At 61.6% G+C, this 16,766-nt stretch carries 20 protein-coding genes; 9 read left to right on the plus strand and 11 right to left on the minus strand.

What is annotated here, in order from left to right; genetic code table 11:
• Positions 1-72: 72 nt before the first annotated feature.
• Together ATE48_RS05550 and ATE48_RS05555 are read right to left on the minus strand one after the other, a co-directional pair.
• The gene (locus ATE48_RS05550; RefSeq protein WP_228126804.1) at positions 73-714 is read right to left on the minus strand and encodes an EF-hand domain-containing protein; all 642 of its coding nucleotides are present in this window, start codon (positions 712-714) and stop codon (positions 73-75) included.
• Positions 715-1,039: 325 nt separating this feature from the next.
• Positions 1,040-1,543 carry an EF-hand domain-containing protein gene (locus ATE48_RS05555; protein ID WP_066768687.1) on the minus strand — a complete coding sequence of 168 codons (504 nt, stop codon included), beginning with the start codon at positions 1,541-1,543 and terminating at the stop codon, positions 1,040-1,042.
• Positions 1,544-1,720: 177 nt separating this feature from the next.
• Here ATE48_RS05555 and ATE48_RS05560 point away from each other — a divergent pair, with 177 nt between their 5' ends.
• Both ATE48_RS05560 and ATE48_RS05565 read left to right on the plus strand, forming a co-directional pair.
• Positions 1,721-2,443 (plus strand): response regulator, encoded by a 723-nt coding sequence (locus ATE48_RS05560; protein ID WP_066768693.1) that lies wholly within the window; start codon positions 1,721-1,723, stop codon positions 2,441-2,443.
• Positions 2,440-3,861, plus strand: coding sequence for an ATP-binding protein (locus ATE48_RS05565; RefSeq protein ID WP_066768695.1), 1,422 nt, complete (start codon positions 2,440-2,442; stop codon positions 3,859-3,861). Before ATE48_RS05560 ends, ATE48_RS05565 begins: the two co-directional genes overlap by 4 nt.
• Here ATE48_RS05565 and ATE48_RS05570 read toward each other — a convergent pair.
• From ATE48_RS05570 to ATE48_RS05580, 3 genes are read right to left on the minus strand one after another with little or no spacing between them, the layout of a single operon-like run.
• The gene (locus ATE48_RS05570) at positions 3,858-4,760 is read right to left on the minus strand and encodes a TraB/GumN family protein (RefSeq protein WP_066768698.1); all 903 of its coding nucleotides are present in this window, start codon (positions 4,758-4,760) and stop codon (positions 3,858-3,860) included. The genes ATE48_RS05565 and ATE48_RS05570 overlap by 4 nt on opposite strands.
• A gap of 5 nt (positions 4,761-4,765) precedes the next feature.
• Complete coding sequence (locus ATE48_RS05575) at positions 4,766-5,677, minus strand: TraB/GumN family protein (protein ID WP_228126805.1); 912 nt, start codon at positions 5,675-5,677, stop codon at positions 4,766-4,768.
• A 2-nt stretch (positions 5,678-5,679) separates the two neighbouring features.
• The gene (locus ATE48_RS05580; RefSeq protein WP_066768700.1) at positions 5,680-6,690 is read right to left on the minus strand and encodes a 2'-deoxycytidine 5'-triphosphate deaminase; all 1,011 of its coding nucleotides are present in this window, start codon (positions 6,688-6,690) and stop codon (positions 5,680-5,682) included.
• A 62-nt stretch (positions 6,691-6,752) separates the two neighbouring features.
• Here ATE48_RS05580 and apaG point away from each other — a divergent pair, with 62 nt between their 5' ends.
• The 3 genes from apaG to ATE48_RS05595 are packed head-to-tail and all read left to right on the plus strand — an operon-like array spanning position 6,753 to position 8,273.
• A complete protein-coding gene (gene apaG, locus ATE48_RS05585) occupies positions 6,753-7,145 on the plus strand; it encodes a Co2+/Mg2+ efflux protein ApaG (RefSeq protein ID WP_066768702.1) in 393 nt (130 codons plus the stop codon).
• Positions 7,146-7,697, plus strand: a complete 552-nt coding sequence (locus tag ATE48_RS05590) for a cupin domain-containing protein (RefSeq protein ID WP_083197176.1) — start codon at positions 7,146-7,148, stop codon at positions 7,695-7,697.
• Between the two features lie 42 nt (positions 7,698-7,739).
• The gene (locus tag ATE48_RS05595; RefSeq protein ID WP_083197177.1) at positions 7,740-8,273 is read left to right on the plus strand and encodes a DUF3833 family protein; all 534 of its coding nucleotides are present in this window, start codon (positions 7,740-7,742) and stop codon (positions 8,271-8,273) included.
• Between the two features lie 94 nt (positions 8,274-8,367).
• On the opposite strand, the gene ATE48_RS05600 is transcribed toward ATE48_RS05595, so the two are convergent.
• Positions 8,368-8,877 carry a GcrA family cell cycle regulator gene (locus ATE48_RS05600; RefSeq protein ID WP_066768705.1) on the minus strand — a complete coding sequence of 170 codons (510 nt, stop codon included), beginning with the start codon at positions 8,875-8,877 and terminating at the stop codon, positions 8,368-8,370.
• A 277-nt stretch (positions 8,878-9,154) separates the two neighbouring features.
• Between ATE48_RS05600 and ATE48_RS05605 the strand changes: the two genes are divergently transcribed.
• The gene (locus tag ATE48_RS05605; protein WP_066768709.1) at positions 9,155-9,970 is read left to right on the plus strand and encodes an ABC transporter permease; all 816 of its coding nucleotides are present in this window, start codon (positions 9,155-9,157) and stop codon (positions 9,968-9,970) included.
• Here the strand turns inward: ATE48_RS05605 and ATE48_RS05610 are convergent, their stop codons facing one another.
• Together ATE48_RS05610 and ATE48_RS05615 are read right to left on the minus strand one after the other, a co-directional pair.
• Positions 9,971-10,360, minus strand: coding sequence for a hypothetical protein (locus ATE48_RS05610; RefSeq protein WP_066768712.1), 390 nt, complete (start codon positions 10,358-10,360; stop codon positions 9,971-9,973).
• Entirely contained in the window at positions 10,353-11,363 is a 1,011-nt protein-coding gene (locus ATE48_RS05615) for an alpha/beta hydrolase (protein WP_066768715.1), read from the minus strand. The genes ATE48_RS05610 and ATE48_RS05615 overlap by 8 nt, the downstream gene beginning before the upstream one ends.
• Before the next feature lie 82 nt (positions 11,364-11,445).
• On the opposite strand from ATE48_RS05615, the gene ATE48_RS05620 reads away from it, so the two are divergent.
• Genes ATE48_RS05620 through ATE48_RS05630 form a run of 3 tightly spaced genes read left to right on the plus strand, consistent with a single transcriptional unit; the run spans position 11,446 to position 14,514 of the window.
• The gene (locus tag ATE48_RS05620; protein ID WP_066768717.1) at positions 11,446-12,639 is read left to right on the plus strand and encodes an aspartate aminotransferase family protein; all 1,194 of its coding nucleotides are present in this window, start codon (positions 11,446-11,448) and stop codon (positions 12,637-12,639) included.
• Positions 12,639-13,571, plus strand: coding sequence for an ornithine carbamoyltransferase (argF, locus tag ATE48_RS05625; RefSeq protein ID WP_066774629.1), 933 nt, complete (start codon positions 12,639-12,641; stop codon positions 13,569-13,571). The genes ATE48_RS05620 and argF overlap by 1 nt, the downstream gene beginning before the upstream one ends.
• A gap of 40 nt (positions 13,572-13,611) precedes the next feature.
• Complete coding sequence (locus ATE48_RS05630) at positions 13,612-14,514, plus strand: Hsp33 family molecular chaperone HslO (protein ID WP_066768728.1); 903 nt, start codon at positions 13,612-13,614, stop codon at positions 14,512-14,514.
• Here ATE48_RS05630 and phoB read toward each other — a convergent pair.
• From phoB to pstB, 3 genes are read right to left on the minus strand one after another with little or no spacing between them, the layout of a single operon-like run.
• The gene (gene phoB, locus ATE48_RS05635) at positions 14,511-15,209 is read right to left on the minus strand and encodes a phosphate regulon transcriptional regulator PhoB (RefSeq protein ID WP_066768731.1); all 699 of its coding nucleotides are present in this window, start codon (positions 15,207-15,209) and stop codon (positions 14,511-14,513) included. The two genes, ATE48_RS05630 and phoB, sit on opposite strands and share 4 nt — an antisense overlap.
• Positions 15,210-15,220: 11 nt before the next feature.
• The gene (gene phoU, locus ATE48_RS05640; RefSeq protein ID WP_066768732.1) at positions 15,221-15,907 is read right to left on the minus strand and encodes a phosphate signaling complex protein PhoU; all 687 of its coding nucleotides are present in this window, start codon (positions 15,905-15,907) and stop codon (positions 15,221-15,223) included.
• 13 nt (positions 15,908-15,920) lie between these two features.
• On the minus strand, positions 15,921-16,724 hold the full coding sequence (gene pstB, locus ATE48_RS05645) for a phosphate ABC transporter ATP-binding protein PstB (protein ID WP_083197508.1): 804 nt from the start codon (positions 16,722-16,724) through the stop codon (positions 15,921-15,923).
• Between the last annotated feature and the right edge of the window lie 42 nt (positions 16,725-16,766).

Genomic DNA, 16,766 nt, shown 5'->3' on the forward strand with positions numbered 1-16,766 from the left:
ACACCCCAATTGACGTATCCCGGCGATGTGAGGCGGCCAGGCTAAACTCAGTCTGACCACCTCACGTTCCGGTTAGTCGCGGCCGCGGCGGTGATGGCCGCGCGCTGCCTGCGCTTCTTCCTGCGTCACGCGGCCGTCATTGTTCGCGTCGAGACGCTCAAACATATGAGCCCCCATCGCCGCGAACTCGGCGCGCGAGAATGTGCCGTTGCCGTCTGCGTCGCGGTTCGGCCGATCCGGGCGTTCACCGCGCCGTTCGCCACGCTCTCCTCGCTCTCCTCGCTCTGGGCGTTCGGGACGCTCAGAGGCCTGGATCACACCGTCATGGTTCGCGTCGATGCGGCTGAACATTTCAATGGGGCCAGCGAGAAATTCATCACGCGTGATGTTGCCGTCATTGTTTGCGTCGGCGCGTTCGAGACGCGGCGGACCACCGTGCCGATCGCCGCGCCGACCACGCGGACCACGCTCAGCACGTTCGGCGCGCATCTCCTGACGCGTGAGCTGTCCGTTATGGTCGGTATCGAGCCGTGCAAACGCAGCTTCACGACCAGCGTCAAACTCGGCGCGTGTCAGCACGCCATCAGTGTTGGCGTCGGCTTCGAGAAAGCGGTGTCGAGCGCCGTCCGCGGGAGCATTTTGCGCCTGAGCAAGACCGCAAGCGCCCGCCGCCAAGACCGCAGCACCAGCGGCAGCAAGCAAGACTTTACGCATTTGGATCGTCTCCTTCCGGCCCTCGTCTCTGACGGGGCCCATTTCCCTCTCACAACCGTAATAGGTCAGCGCCTTTTCCCTGGTTGGTCGCGGTTGCGCCAAAGTTTGTCAGACGGAAAATCGCAAGCGAAAAGAAAAAACGGCCGGCGCTGGGAAAGCGCCGGCCGCTGTATTTGGCCTCGGCGCCTTGGGGGGGGAGGGTCGCGCCGGGCCTGCATGACGGGATACGCAAGGGGGGAGGAGCGCATCACCGTAAGGATGATTAATACCTAGGTGGTGTGGCCCGCATTTGCCGCAAGTGCGTCAAAACATGTCAGGCCGAAGATCATTCACCCGGGCCACCTGCCCCGCCGATCGTGGGTGCGGTTTGACGGCGCTGCGTCGGCGGACGCGCCTGCCCCACTAGGCGCACGAACTCAGTACGCGACAACGCGCCATTCTCGTCCGCATCATATTGCGAAAAGCGCGCGCGCAGTTCGGTGTCGTATTCCTCGCGCGTGATGACGTTATCGACGTTACGATCAAAATCGAGCCTGTATGGCCCGATCTGGGAACCACCGAGCACCAAGCTCGACCAGTTCGAAAACTCGATCGGCGATAAAGCGCCATTATTGTCAGCGTCGGCGCGTGCAAATTCGCGCGCGAAGCCTGCTTCAGCTTCGTCCCGGGAGACGCTCAAGTCGCCATTGGTATCGAAACTCACGAGCATTAGCGCGTCAGCGGAAAGCAGCGCGCGGATGGGCGCGGTGCGATCCTGCGCGGCGCGACCGCCGCAAGCAGTCAATCCCAGCGCCGCGCACGCCACAAACGCGAGTGTTCTGATGCTCATGCAATTCCCCTAAACATGTCCGCCCCAGGAACCGCCCGACCTGGGCGGCGATAAGGCGAAGCGCCCCCTAGTTTTTGACAAAATGTGTCGCCCAACGCGTGGCGCCAAGGTTTGGCACTTCTACGTCACGCTCTTCCCGTAGATTTTTGTCAAACAGCAGCGCACATCACAAGAACCATGACGCCAGAGGACCCCCATATCCTGGTCGTTGACGACCACCGAGAGATCCGCGAGTCGCTCGCCCAGTTCCTGCGCAAGAACGGACGCCGCGCGACCGCCGTCGACAGCGCCGAAGCCGCACGCCGGGCAATCAAGGAAAACCGGATCGATGCCGTCGTCCTCGACATTATGATGCCGGGCGAAGACGGTCTCTCTCTATGCCGCCACATCCGTGAGACGAACCATATCCCAGTGCTGTTGCTCTCGGCGCGCGCCGAAGAGCTTGATCGCATCATAGGCCTCGAAGTCGGCGCCGACGATTATGTGGTGAAGCCGTTCAATCCGCGGGAGTTACTAGCGCGCATTGATGCCGTGCTGCGCCGCACCCACGCTTTGCCGCCAAATGTGGAGGCGCCAACCGGCGAGACCCTGCGCTTCGATCGCTGGACACTGAAGCTCGCAGAGCGCGAATTGGTCGACGACGAAGGCCATGTGCACGAAATGTCGACGGGTGAGTACCGCTTATTGCTCACCTTCCTGCAGCGACCGAAGATCGTTCTATCGCGCGATCAGTTGCTGGACCTTGCCTTCGATGGCGGCAAGGACGTCTTCGATCGTGCGGTTGACACCCAAGTCAGCCGTTTGCGTCGCAAGATCGAGGCGGACGCGCGCTCCCCCAAGCTGATCAAAACGGTTTGGGGCGGCGGGTACGTGTTCACGGCGCCTGTCGATAAGACGTGAAGATTCCGCTCAACACCCTAACCGGACGGATGGTGGCGGTCACCGTCGTGGCCGTGATCGTCTCGTATGCGATTGCGTTTGCAATCTACACGAATGAGCGCGGATCAGCGCTGCGCCGCGCTGCGGAGACCAATGTCGCTGAACGCGTTGCATTCACCGCCGAACGTTTGCGAGATTTGCCCCCCGCTCGGCGCGTTGGCGCAGCAGAGTCCATTCGCGAATTTTCGTTGCGATTTAATGTTTCCGAGACACCGGAAATCACGGTGAACACCGGTGGCGCAGGCACACGCATCGCCAACGTCATCAACGAGCGCCTTGCAAACAGCGAAACGCACGCGCGCTCCCGCATCATCGAAGCACCCTCGCGGCGATGGCGGGATCGTGGACCTCGTCCCTTGCGCGACGGCGAAGATCGCCCACCGCCACCACCGGACCAATTTGGCGACGGTCGCGGCGCAGGCGGACCTCCGGACGATGCGCCGATTGTGCGTGTCACCGAGGCCACGATCTCTGTGCGCCTCGACGAAGCCACGTGGCTCAACGCCACTGCGCGCCTGCCTGGCCCTCGCCCGACGCCATTCAGCGCTATCGTAGGCGCCCTGGTTTCCATCGTGATCGTTGGCATCGGCGCTGCTCTGGTCGCCCGGCAGATTGGCCGGCCGTTGTCGGATCTCGCAAACGCCGCTCGCGCACTAGGCTCGGGGGAAACGAACGTCGCTGCCCCCGTGAGCGGCCCGGAGGATGTGCGGCGCGCCTCCACAGCGTTCAACGCCATGGCGGAGCGCTTGGGTCGCCAGCTCAATCGCCAAAGACAAATGCTCTGGGCGCTCTCACATGATCTGCGCACGCCGATCACCGCAATCCGGCTCCGCGCCGAGCTCATCGAGGATGAAGGTGAACGCCAGCGCCTCCTCGCCTCAGTTGCGGAAATGGAAACTCTGACGGAGCAGGCGCTTTCACTGGCGCGCGCCGGCGCCAGCGAAGAGGCGCGCGCGAGCGTGGATCTCGCCGAAATCGCGCGGACGCTTTGCGGCGAACTTCAAGATTTGGGCATCAATGTCAGCGCCGACGCAAACGAACCGATCATCACCGAGTGCCGCCCGACTGAGATCGCGCGCGCGATGCGGAATCTGGGTGAAAACGCCGCCAAATATGGCGGTGGCGGAATCATGCGCGTCTATCGCAACACGGCGAACGAAGCTGTGATTGAAATCGCAGATTCCGGACCGGGCGTGCCGGCAGATTTACTGGCGAAACTCACCAATCCATTTTTTCGCGCCGACGACGCACGCAGCGAAGCCAGCGGCGCAGGTCTCGGATTGGCGATCACGCAGGCCATTGCGGATAGTCACGGCGGGCGCTTGATCCTCGAGAACCGCACGCCGCGCGGTTTCAGCGCCAAGCTGATCTTGCCTTAGCGGATGCGATCAACGCGATAACCGCGCGCACGGAACTGCGCGACGAGGCCGTCGCTCCCAATGATGTGTCCGGCGCCTACGGCGACGAAATCGACGCCAGAGCCTTGCATCTCGCGTGTCAGCTCGGTCATCCAGGCGTTGTTACGATCAACGAACAGCATCTGGTAGAGCTCGGGATAGTCCGTGCGCGTGTCGTCAATGACGGCGCGCTCCAAGGTGCGCTCGTTACCCTGCTCCCAGGCCGCCGACATTTCGCCGATCATGGTCGTGACCGACGCGGATTCGTGGACCGCCTCACGCAGCATCTCGCGCTGAATTTCAGGGCTGAGATTTGCGAAGAACGTCAATTGCTGATCCGGCGTTTCCAGCGCGCGCATCGTCTTGCCGGCGTTATCACCGTAAGCATCAATCGAGCGGTCCACGCCGGAAGCAGGGTCGTAACCAGCTTGAATAAGGGGCGCGAGGGTGAGCGTCAGACCGGCGAGCCAGGGCTTGTAGGGTTCGAGCGCGCCCACCGGCATGCCAAGCCGTGTGGTGACCGCGTTCAACGACGCGTTCTCTTCCGGCGTAAGCCAGCTCGACAACGGCCGGCCAGGTTCGGCGGCTCCGAGTTGCAGAGCCAGCACCTGCGTCCGTTGGTCGGTCTCGGGGTTCATCATCAGCTCAGTCCAGATCTCGCTGGACTCATCGATGGCGGCGCGCACGCGGTCATTGGCCCAATCTGCGCCACGGGGCCGTACATGAACGGTGCCATAAAGATACATCGTCGAGTCTGCGTCACGCACCGCGTAGAGAAGCGGCGCGATCTCGCCCGATTGCTGGGCAGCGGGCGCTTGCGCACAAGCTGAGGCAGCGAGCGCGAAAAATGCGGCAAAGACGCCAAACACAGCTTTCATCATAGTCCTTACTCTGCTCGCTCGACATCCACGCCGCGTGCGCGCAACAACGCGACGACGCCGTCATCGCCCAGCAAATGCCCCGCGCCGACAGCGACAAAATCAACGCCGGCGCCATCAAGCTCAGCCACCAGGGTTTCAGTCCAATTGTGGTTGCGCTGTGTGAAGATGACTTGGTGCAATTCGGGATAACGGGCGCGAAAGCTATCAAGCACCAGCGTCTCAAGCCGTTCAAGATCACCGCTTTCCCACGCATGCGATAATTGATCGATCTCGTCTGAACCACCCGTCGCAGTGTTGATCGTGTCCATGAGATATTGGCGCTGAGCGGTGTCGCTCAAATTTGCAAAGAACCCGATCTGTTCGGCCGCTGTTTCGAATGCGCGCTGACGGGCGTCTCCTGCAGCTCCAATCACAGCGCGATCGGCGCCGGCGGCGGGGTCATAGCCTTGCTGCATCAGCGGCATGACCGAAAGCGTCATTGCTGCAAGCCATGGCCGCATCCGTTCGAACACGGCTGGCGAAGCCCCGAGATGTTGCAGAGCTGCCGCGAGTTCTGCGCGCTGATCTTTATTGAGCCAGCTCGAAAGCGGCCGATCCGCCGGCGCCATGCCGGCGGAGAGCACCAGCGCTTGCACTTCACTCTGCGTGTTCTCTGCAATCTCCATCTCGGTCCAGACTTCGTCCGCCTCGGCCAGCGCCGCTTGCGCGACAGGTCCGCCCCATTCGCCGCCAGGGCGGCGGATGTGCATCGTGCCGAACAAATAGAGCGTGGAATCTGCGTCGCGGGCAACGAACAATGCCGGATAAGCCGGCGCCGCAGCAGCGGCAGGTGCAGCGGGGGCCGGTTGCGGCTTTTCGTCGGCATGGGCGAACCCGGCAAATGTCAGCGCCGCGGCGAATACCCAATGCTTGATCATCTTCATTTCCAAGGCGCGAAATGCTTCGAGAGCTTCAGGCCCTGCCCCTGATAATTTGAACCGCTCTCGCCATAGAGACGATCAACGGGGCCGGACAAAGGCTCGAACACAAGTTTGCCGACCGGCTGTCCGTCTTCGACGATGAACGGCACGTCGCGCGAACGCACTTCGAGCACCGCACGCCCTTCATTCGGCGCTATACCAAAACCCGGATCGAAGAACCCTGCATAGTGGGCGCGAAACTCACCGAGCTCCGGTCTGATAGGCGCCATCTCCGCAGCTTCGTCAGCCGGGATGACGACATTTTCCTTCGATGCGAAAATGTAGAATTGACCGGGCTCCAGCACGACACGACCCTTGCGCGCTTCCATCGGCTCCCAAAAGTCGCGCGGGTCGTAGGCGCCTACGCGATCCACATCGACAACACCGGAATGACGCTTGGCGCGAAAACCAACGGGCCCGTTCATTGCCAGATCCATCGTGAAATCGATCTCACGCTTTGGGTGCGGCGGCCCACGGCGCAAACGCACTTGGCTCAAACGCGTGCCCGTGCGCACCAGCACAGAGAACGTGCACGGCGAAATCTCCGCCCACATCGGTCCGTGATAGCCCATCGGGATATAGTCAAACGATTGTGCGCCGTCGGTAATCAAACGCGTAAATACGTCTACACGGCCGGTTGAGCTTTTCGGGTTGGCGGCGCCGTGCATGTGCTGCGGCAACGCCAATGTCTCTTGCACCTGCACGAGATAGACACAGCCAGTCTCGAGCACCGCGCCTTGCGTCAGATCGATCTTGTGCATCACCAGCTCGCCATCGAGGCGATCGGCAACCTTGGCGCCAGCGCCCGGCAAAAAGCTTGCGCGCAATCGATAGGCTGTTTTGCCCAACCGGAGATCCAGGCTCGCGGGCTGTATCTGATCGTCCAAGTATACCGCTTCGGCGACGATCCAGCCCTGCTTGATCGCCTTTTTGATTTCGCTGTCCGAGAGAACGCCGTGGGTGGTGCTCATGGGGCCTTGCTGGCTTGCATCGGGGGCTTTGTCCAGCGCTCCGGCGCCGATACAATACCTTCATGTACGAACAAGAAACCGCCGGCATGATCGTGCGCGTCGATCCGCAGTTTCTGCCGGATGAATCGCGCCCCGAAGACGGCCGTTTCGTCTGGGCCTACACAATTGAGATCGAGAACCGACGGCCTGATCCAGTTCAGCTCATCTCTCGCTTCTGGCGCATCACAGATGAGAACGGCGCAACGCAAGAAGTGCGCGGCGATGGCGTCATCGGGCAACAGCCTGTCATCGCGCCGGGCGGAACCTTCAAGTATACGAGCGCAGCGCCGCTGGCCGCGCCCTCTGGCGTCATGATGGGCGCCTATTCCATGCAGCGCCAAAATGGCGAAGCGTTCGACATCAAGGTGCCGCTCTTTGCACTCGACTCTCCCTTCAACGAAAAACTGGCGAACTAAATGATCTTCCAAGGCTTTGAAGACACCATGCGCCGCATCGTCACCGGCGACGATGCGAATGGAAAATCCACGATCATCATCGACGGCCCGCCCTCCGGCGGCATTGGCGATCCGGCGCTCGGCGGACTCGCCGAAATTTGGCACGAGGTCACGACAGGCGCGATCAATCCGAAGGACGCAAGCGATCTCGGCGAGAGCGTTTCAATTCTGGCGCCCGCGCACGGCAAAGTGAAAGTGCGCTGGTTCATGATCCAACCTACGCCGCCCGGCGCACCACCGGAGATGATCGCCGCAGCCGCGCGCCAACGCTTCGCTGATTTCGGCGCCGAGCACGAGCTGCGCGACCAGACCCGTCATCCGGCAATGCATCAAACCCAAACGCTGGACATCATCTGCCTCATCAGCGGCGACGCCTCGCTGGTGCTCGACAACACCGAAACCCGCATAAAACCGGGTCAAATCGTCATCCAGCGCGGCGCCTCGCACGGCTGGACGGCCCACGGCGGCCCGGCGCTGTTTCTCGCCGTATTGATCGATCGCGGGCCGGCTTGAGCACAAACTGATCCACACCGCGTGGCCGCGCGTAGACCGGCCATGAACATGCTCTTGAGCCTTGCCGCGATCGTGGCGCTGTCCACCTTCGCGAGCGCCTGCGCCACGCGCCCACCGACGCCTGCTGCGGCGAGCACACAACCCTTTGTGGTCGAACGCGACCTTGCCGGCGCCAGTGTCGCGCGCGGAGAATTCCGCTCCATTACTGGCGTTCGGCGCGGCTTCACCGCGCAGCTGAACGGAACCTGGGACGGCGAAACGCTGACCCTTGTCGAGGATTTTGCCTACGATGATGGCGAACGCGATCGCAAGACTTGGCGATTGCAGCGCGTCGCACCGGGCGAGTTCGTTGGAACGCGCGAAGACGTCGTTGGCCAAGCGCGCGGCTTTCAGGACGGCGACGTATTTAGGCTGGAGTACGATGTCGTACTCCCTAGCGAAAACGGTCGGGGCCGAAAGGTGCGGTTCCGCGATGTGCTCGCGCTGCGTGCCGACGGCGACATCTTGAACAATGCGACAGTTGGTTGGCTAGGCCTTCGCGTCGGCAGCGTTTCACTGGTTATCGAACGCGATTAAGCCAGCGCTTCCAGCGCCCGGCCAAGGCAAAATAGTTCACACAAAAACGCCGCGACCCGAGGGCCGCGGCGTTAAAGTCTACGGGGTGAAAACCCTACATAGCCGACAGGCGCATCATGCGGCGAAGCTCATCCGGCTCGCCAGAGGTGCGCCGCTTGCGTGCCTGGCTCGGTTGATAAGCGAGACGCGCGTGATCCTGGCAATAGGGATGATTGCCGAAGGCCCCGCGGCCGCAGAACGCGAAATCGGGGTCTGTCGGATCGCCGATCGGATATTTGCACATGCTCTCATTGAGCGTCAGGACCGTCGCGGCCCGGCCGTCATCGAGTTTCACCGGCTCAAGATCCGGAATGACCACGCGCGGTTCGCTCGACGGCAGGCGCAGACGCGGCGCAGACGGGCCCACGACCCGCGGACGTGCGGTCCGAACCGGCCGCTTGGCCGGCCGAGATGGCGTAGCCCGGCCCGCCAAACCGAGGCGGTGGACCTTGCCGATCACGGCGTTGCGGGTGACCCCGCCCAGTTGTTTCGCAATTTGGCTAGCTGAAAGCCCTTCGGCCCACAGCTTACGCAGCAGCGCAACGCGCTCTTCTGACCAGCCCATGTGTTCAAGCCCCCTTGGCCCATGGCCCCGCCCATTTCTGACGGGAATGCGACACACTCCCCTTTTGGGCGAAGAAGTCAATGGGTTGTGGTTTTGTCATGTGGATACCCAAGATGCAGTGATTATCCCATGACATATGGTGGGTTACTCACTTCTTACTAACGGGCTTTCGGCAGGACTCGGCTCATAAACTTGAGCAGAGACCGAGACTTGGCCCGGCAACATGGTTAACGGGCGCTCAGACTCGTTAAAAAATTATGAAAGAGCTGTTCTCTTTATGGACACCGCCGCACGAACTACTCCTCCCGCACTGACCTCACGGCACTACGGAGCGATCAATTGGCTGGGTTTGCAGACACTGGTCTGGCGTGAAATCCGCCGCTTCTTGAAGGTCGGGGCGCAGACGGTGTTCGCCCCCCTCATCCAGACGCTTTTGTTCATGCTCGTCTTCAGCCTCGTGCGCCAAGGCGACTGGCCGGGCACAGCGCGCGCCTATGCGGACGGCTTGGCCGCCGGGCTGGTCATGATGTCGATCCTCTCCAACGCGTTTCAGAACGCATCGTCGTCGCTTGTCATTGCCAAGGTGCAAGGCAACTCGGTCGACTTCCTGATGCCGCCGCTTTCTGCGCTCGAATTGACGATCGCGTTCATTGTCGGCGCTGCCGCGCGCGGATTGCTTGTTGGCTTCGCGAGCCTCGTCGCTGTCGCGTTTCTCGCCAACATCATGCCGGTCAACATTTTCGCCGCGCTCTACTACGCCGTCGTTGCGTCAGTGATTTTCGGCGCGATCGGATTGCTCGGCGGTATCTGGGCCGACAAGTTCGATCACCTCGCGGCGGTGACCAACTTCATTATCGTGCCGCTGACGTTTCTCTCCGGCACCTTCTACTCAACATCAATCTTACCCGAACCGATCCGCACCATCTCGCACTACAATCCGGTTTTCTCGCTGATCGACGGCTTCCGCTACGGCTTCATCGGCCACCACGACGCGCCACTCTGGACCGGCGCAATCCTCACTGGCGCGCTGGCGCTCGCACTGAGCTACGCCAGCTGGGCGATGATCAAGAGCGGGTATCGGTTGCGGAGCTAGTTAGTGACGCAAAGCAAATAGACCGCGGATACGCTGCAATGTACGGCGCAGCGGAATCTCAATCAGGACACGCAAAACCGCGACACCAAGAACCCAACGCCAGATCGGCAAAACCGCTCGCAAGAACGCGTCCGGCTCTTGGGTGACGCCCGTGTAAACAATCCAAGCAAACGCAGCGATCAGCGTTGCATCGGCCGCGAGCTCGACGACCGTAAGCGTAACGAAAACCTTCAACTCGTCACGCAGGCCGCTCGCCTCAACCCGCCGCGCAATGAAATCTCGCGCGTCGCGCGCTGCGCGAAATCGGCCGAATGCCGTCAGTGGCGCCGTGATCGCGAGCCCGATCGTACAAATGATCGCGGCGATCTCTGCAACACTCAACTCAGGCACTCAACGCCCGCGCCAACTTCGGCAAGAACACGTCCATCCGATAATCCACGTCCATGTGGTCGTCGTCGAATTCGTCGTACTCGTGCGGGATGGCGGCGGCTTTCAGCTTCTTCGCGAAGCGCCGCATGCCGAAGTGGATGCGAAAATTGTCGTGGTCGCCGCAATCCATATAGACGAGCTTTAGCTTGCGCAGATTTTCACCCAAAGCGTCGAACATCACGACTGGATCGTTCTTCATCCAATTGTCCCAACGCTCCGCGATCCACTCGCCTGTGTAAGGATCCAACGGGAGGCGCATGTTCATGAATTGGGTCGTGTCCGGATCGTAGAACGCGCTTTGCGCGCAATCCATCAGAGCAACAGATTCCGCAAAGCTCATCTTCGGCTTCGCCGTCAGAGCCTTCCACATCTTTTCGATGGAATTATCGTATCGGCGCTGCACGTTGAGATCGTCGAAGAAGGCCGGGACGTAGAGCGCATCAAAGCCCATATCGCCGCTCTGGATCGATATCGCGTCCCAGAAATCGCTGCGCGTCAGCCCGTGGTAAGCGGCCCCATAGCCGCCGGAAGACTTGCCAAACACGCCGCGCTTTCCCTTGCCGCCGCAGCCAAAACGCTGTTCCACGAATGGCACGATCTCGTCGCAGAGATAATCGGCGTATCGTCCAGTGCCGGCGCTGTTGAGGTACTGGTTGCCAAAGAGCTTGGTGAAGCAATCGGGCATCGCCACCACCACACGCGCCATCCCCTCGTGAACCAGGCGGTCAAGGCGCTCGGGCAAATTCTCGGAAAACGGCTGCCAGTTCGCATGCGCGAGCGCCGACGAGGTGTAGCCCTTGAGGTCCACCAGCAGCGGCAAGCGCTCCCCAGCACTCCAGCCCGGCGGCGTCCAAATGAAGAGCTCCCGCACAAACGGATCGCCCAGCGGATTGCCCTGCAAAACGATGGATTCATGAACCAAGCGATGCAACTCGCCGCGGGGAATGGTGTGGTCTCGCCTCATGATTTGTTGATGATCCCAGCCGCTTGACCTTGCAAGCGGCGCGGCTCAAAACCCCGCCTTCCCCGATATTCCGAGAGCTAAAATGAGCGCCGCAGAAAGCCATATCCTTCCCGTCTATTCGCCGCCGGAGCAGATCTTCGAGCGCGGCGAAGGCTGCTGGATCTGGGACGACAAGGGCGAAAAGTATCTCGATTGCATCGCGGGGATTTCGGTCAACGCATTCGGTCACGCGCCGCCCTTCCTGGTGAAGACGCTGACCGAGCAAGCCGGCAAGCTCTGGCACACTTCGAACATGTTCAAGATCAAGGGCCAAGAAGAGCTCGCTGCGAAGTACACGCGCGACTGCTTCGCCGATGTCGTGTTCTTCACAAACAGCGGCACCGAAGCGATCGAAGGCTCGCTGAAAACCGCACGCAAATATCACTCGGCCAACGGCCACCCCGAGCGCATCGATATCATCGGCTTCCAGGGCTCGTTCCACGGTCGTTCGTACGCAGCGATCAACGCGTCGGGCACGCCGGCATACCTTGAGGGCTTCGGCCCGCGCCTGCCGGGCTTCATCCAAGTTCCATACGGCGACGAGGCCGCGCTCCGCGCCGCAATCTCGCCGACGACTGCGGCGCTCATCATCGAGCCGGTGCAGGGTGAAGGCGGTGTGCGCGCCGTGCCGGAGGAGACGCTGCGCCTCTATCGCAAGCTCGCCGACGAGAACGGCTTCCTGATCATCTTCGACGAAGTGCAATCGGGCGCTGGCCGCACGGGCAAAATGTGGGCCCACCAATGGAGTGGCATGACGCCGGACATCATGGCCGTCGCCAAGGGTGTCGGCGGCGGCTTCCCTATGGGCGCATTCATGGCGACCAAGGAAGCAGCTAAAGGCATGGTTGTCGGCGTTCACGGCACGACGTTCGGCGGCAATCCGCTGGCGATGGCTGTCGGCAATGCAGCGTATGACGAACTCTCGAAGCCAGCCTTCCTTGAGCACGTCAACAAGGTCGCGAACTATCTCTCGCAAGCGCTGGAAGGCTTGAAAGACCGCCACCCTCAGCTTGTGGTTGATGTGCGCGGCAAGGGCTTGCTGCGCGGCATCAAGCTCACGATCAATCCGAAGGAAATCCAAGCCAAGCTGCGCGCTCGCAAAGTTCTGGTTGGCGTGGCCGGCGACAATGTTCTTCGCATCGCGCCGCCGCTGACGATCAAAGAAGACGAACTCCGTCAGCTGATCGATGCGGTCGACGCCGTGCTCGCGGCGCAGATGGCGGAAGCGAGCGCGTGATCGAAAGCCCGCGCCACTTCCTCGACATTAGCGCTCTTTCCAAAGAAGAAGTGCGCGCCATTCTCGACGAAGCGCATGCGCGCAAGGCCGCGCGCATCGACTGGCCAAAGGCCGCGCCTGATGAAGACGCGCCACTCGATGGTTATGCGCTAGCGATGATCTTCCAGAAGAACTCGACGCGCACGCGCGTTTCGTTCGAAATCGGCATGCATCAGCTCGGCGGCAAAGCCATTGTGTTGAACGCCAACGATACCCAGCTCGGTCGGGGCGAAACCGTGGAAGACACCGCGCGCGTATTATCGCGCATGGTCGATGCCGTGATGATCCGCGCCAACAACCACCAGGACGTGCTGGATTTCGCGGCCGCGGCGAGCGTGCCAGTTATCAACGGCCTTACCGACCTCTCGCATCCGTGCCAAATCTTCGCTGACATCATGACGATCGAGGAATGGTCCGGCGACATCAGCGGCAAGACGATTGCTTGGCTGGGCGACGGCAACAACGTCTGCACCTCGTTCATGCATGCAGCCGAGAAGTTGGATTTCAAACTCCGCATAGCAACGCCAGCGAGCTACGCGCCACGCGGCCAAGAATTAGCAGCCGCGATCGCCGCAGGCGCGGACATTGAAGCCCACAATGATGCGAAAAAGGCGATCGAAGGCGCCGACGTCGTCGTCACCGACACCTGGGTGTCGATGGGCGACACGGACAAGCAAGAGCGCATGGCGGCGTTCCCGCCGTTCGCCGTCGATGACGCGATGATGAAGCGGGCCAACAAGGACGCAGTGTTCCTGCACTGCCTGCCCGCACACCGCGGCGAGGAAGTCTCCGACAGCGTCCTCGACGGCCCGCAATCAGCGGCCTGGGATGAAGCGGAAAACCGCATCCACGCGCAAAAGGCGGTGCTGCTCTGGTGCCTTGGCAAGCTCTAACGTTGCCACCACCGGCTTGCGGCCCCATATCGCCCGCTTCATGACTGCAGCTCAACACACCGAAGATTTCATCGCGCCATTCAGTTTGGACAATTCGCCGGTGCGTGGCCGCATCGCGCGCTTGGCCGCGGGCGCGCTGGACCCGATCCTGCATCGACATGACTACCCACGGCCGGTTGCGATGCTTTTAGGCGAAGCGCTGACGCTGACCGCGCTCGTTGGTTCGCTGCTGAAGACGGACGGGCGCCTTGTCATTCAGGCCCAAGGCGAAGGGCCGGTCTCGCTGCTGGTGGCCGAACACATTGACGGCGGTTTGCGCGGATATGCGCGCCTCACCGAGGGCGCAGCGGAAAAGCTCGCAGGCGCGCATCGGATGTCACCGAGCGAACTGCTCGGCGCGGGCAGTCTGGTGCTGACCTTGGATCTCGGAGAGCACACGAGGCCGTTCCAGGGTGTTGTTGCTCTGGAAGGCGCTACGCTGGCGGAGTGCGCGGAAAGCTACTTCCGCACCAGCGAGCAAACCGACACCGGCATTCGCCTCGCGGTTGGCGAAGTCATCAACGGAGCTGCCCCCTCGCAGTGGCGCGCGGGCGGAATTCTGATGCAACGTCTCGCCAGCGACCAAGCGCGGGGCGACACCGAAGAAGACTGGAACCGCGCGTCAATTCTCTTCGGCACGGTCACCGACGAAGAACTCATCGACCCCGCGTTGCCGGCAGACCGCCTTCTCTATCGGCTGTTCCACGAGGAAGGCGCGCGCATGGGCGACGCCGCGCCGCTTGATGATCGCTGCAGCTGCAATGAGGAGCGCCTTACAGCGGTGATGAAGCGGTTCCCGAAGTCGGAGATCGAGGAATTGATCGAACCGGACGGAAATCTGCACGCGCGCTGCCAATTCTGCGCGCGTGAATACCTCATCGATCCGGCAAAAGTCGGCGCTTAAGCCGCGTCGACATCCAGCGCGTATCCGGCGCTGCGGACGGTGCGGATTGGATCGGTTTCGGTTCCGACCATGAGCGCTTTACGAAGACGGCCGATATGCACGTCGACGGTGCGTGCTTCGACATAGACGTCAGAACCCCACACAGCGTCGAGCAATTGCTCGCGGCTGAACACGCGGCCAGGATGCTGCATCAAGTGATCGAGGATGCGAAATTCCGTGGGCCCCAGGTGCACGTCGCGCTCGCCGCGCTTCACGCGGTGAGAGACGCGGTCCATGACGATATCGCCGATAACGACCTTATCGTCGGCGAGACCCGGCCTGATGCGACGCATGACGGCACGAAGACGCGCCAGCAATTCGTTCATCGAGAACGGCTTGGTTAGATAATCGTCCGCACCGACGTCGAGCCCGCGGATGCGATCACCTTCTTCCGTGCGCGCGGTGAGCATCACGATGGGCGTATTGCGCGTATCCTGGCGGGCGCGCAGACGACGGCAAACTTCGATGCCAGGCGCCTTAGGCAGCATCCAATCAAGCACCACCAGGTCAGGCGCGCTCTCATCGGCGACGACCAACGCTTCTTCGCCGTCATTGGCGACAGAAACCCGGTAGCCTTCTTTTTCCAGATTATATTTGAGCAAATCGGCCAACGCCGGTTCGTCTTCTACGACCAGCACGTGTGTTGCTTTGGCCATGCCGCTACGCCCTATTCTGCCGCTTCGGCTCTCGGCCGCTGCGTTGCAATTTCCTCACCAGTGACAAGGAAGTGGATGTACTCGGCGATGTTGGTGCCGTGGTCGCCAATGCGCTCAAGGTTTTTCGCGATGAACAGCAAGTGCGCGCAGGAGCTGATCATGCGCGGATCTTCAATCATGTAGGTCAGCAATTCGCGGAACAGCGAATTGTAGTGGGCGTCGATGTTGTCGTCGGCGTTCCAGACGTTGATCGCAGCTTGCACGTCCTTATTGGCGTAGGCGTCCAGCACTTGCTTCAAGTGGGCGCCGGCGATTTTTCCCATGCGCTCAACGCTGCGCGTGAGCTGAATCGGCTCGTCCTGGTTCAAGATCAACGCGCGCTTGGCGATATTCTTGGCGAGATCGCCAACACGCTCCAACTCACCGGCAATCCGCCAAGCGGTGAGCACGACGCGGAGGTCACTCGCCATCGGCTGGCGCAACGCGAACAGTTTGATCGCGCGCTTTTCAATTTCGCGCTGCGCGGCGTCGATCTTCGGATCGCGCTGGATCACGACTTGTGCAAGCTCGGTGTCGCGGCGCGCAACCGCCGAGAGCGCGTCGTTCACCGCGGTCTCGGCAAGGCCGCCCATACGCGCGACCTCTTGGGCGATCGCGTCGAGCTCTTCTGAAAACGCTTTAACAGTATGCTCAGCCATGATCGCCCTACGATTAGCCGAAGCGGCCGGTAATGTAGTCTTGCGTGCGCGTGTCACGCGGGTTGGTGAAGATTTCCTCGGTCGCGCCAGTCTCGACCAGCTTGCCCAGGTGGAAGAACGCCGTCTTTTGGGAAACACGCGCCGCTTGCGCCATCGAGTGCGTAACGATGACGATGCAATAATTCTCACGAAGCTCGTCGATCAGCTCTTCGATCTTCGCGGTCGCGATCGGATCGAGCGCCGAGCACGGCTCATCCATCAAGATGATGTCGGGGTTCACCGCCACCGTGCGGGCGATGACGAGACGCTGTTGCTGACCGCCGGACAGTCCAGTGCCCGGCTGGGCCAGACGATCCTTCACCTCTTCCCAGAGGCCGGCGCGGCGCAACGACTTCTCGACGATTTCGTCCATGTCCTTCTTCGACTTCGCCATGCCGTGGATGCGCGGGCCATAAGCGACGTTGTCGTAGATTGATTTGGGAAACGGGTTCGGTTTCTGGAAGACCATGCCGACGCGGGTGCGCAGCACGACCGCATCGACGCTCTTTGCGTAGGCGTCCTTGCCTTCGATCTGCAGCGAGCCGCTGACGCGGCAATTGTCGATCAGATCGTTCATACGATTGAAGCAACGCAAGAAGGTGGTCTTGCCGCAGCCTGAGGGCCCGATGAAGGCGGTCACGGCGCGATCGGGGATATCCATCGAGACGTCGAACAGCGCCTGCTTGTCGCCGTAGAACACGTTCACGTCACGGGCCGCGATCTTCACCGGCGAACCGGTGATCGAACCGGCGGCGGCACGGACCGTAGGGGCTGTCATGGCGGGGCCGGTGCTCATGGCGCGCTCGGAACCGGCGGCGGA

It is taken from the genome of Candidatus Viadribacter manganicus (assembly GCF_001679665.1).
Classification (GTDB): domain Bacteria; phylum Pseudomonadota; class Alphaproteobacteria; order Caulobacterales; family Aquidulcibacteraceae; genus Vitreimonas; species Vitreimonas manganica.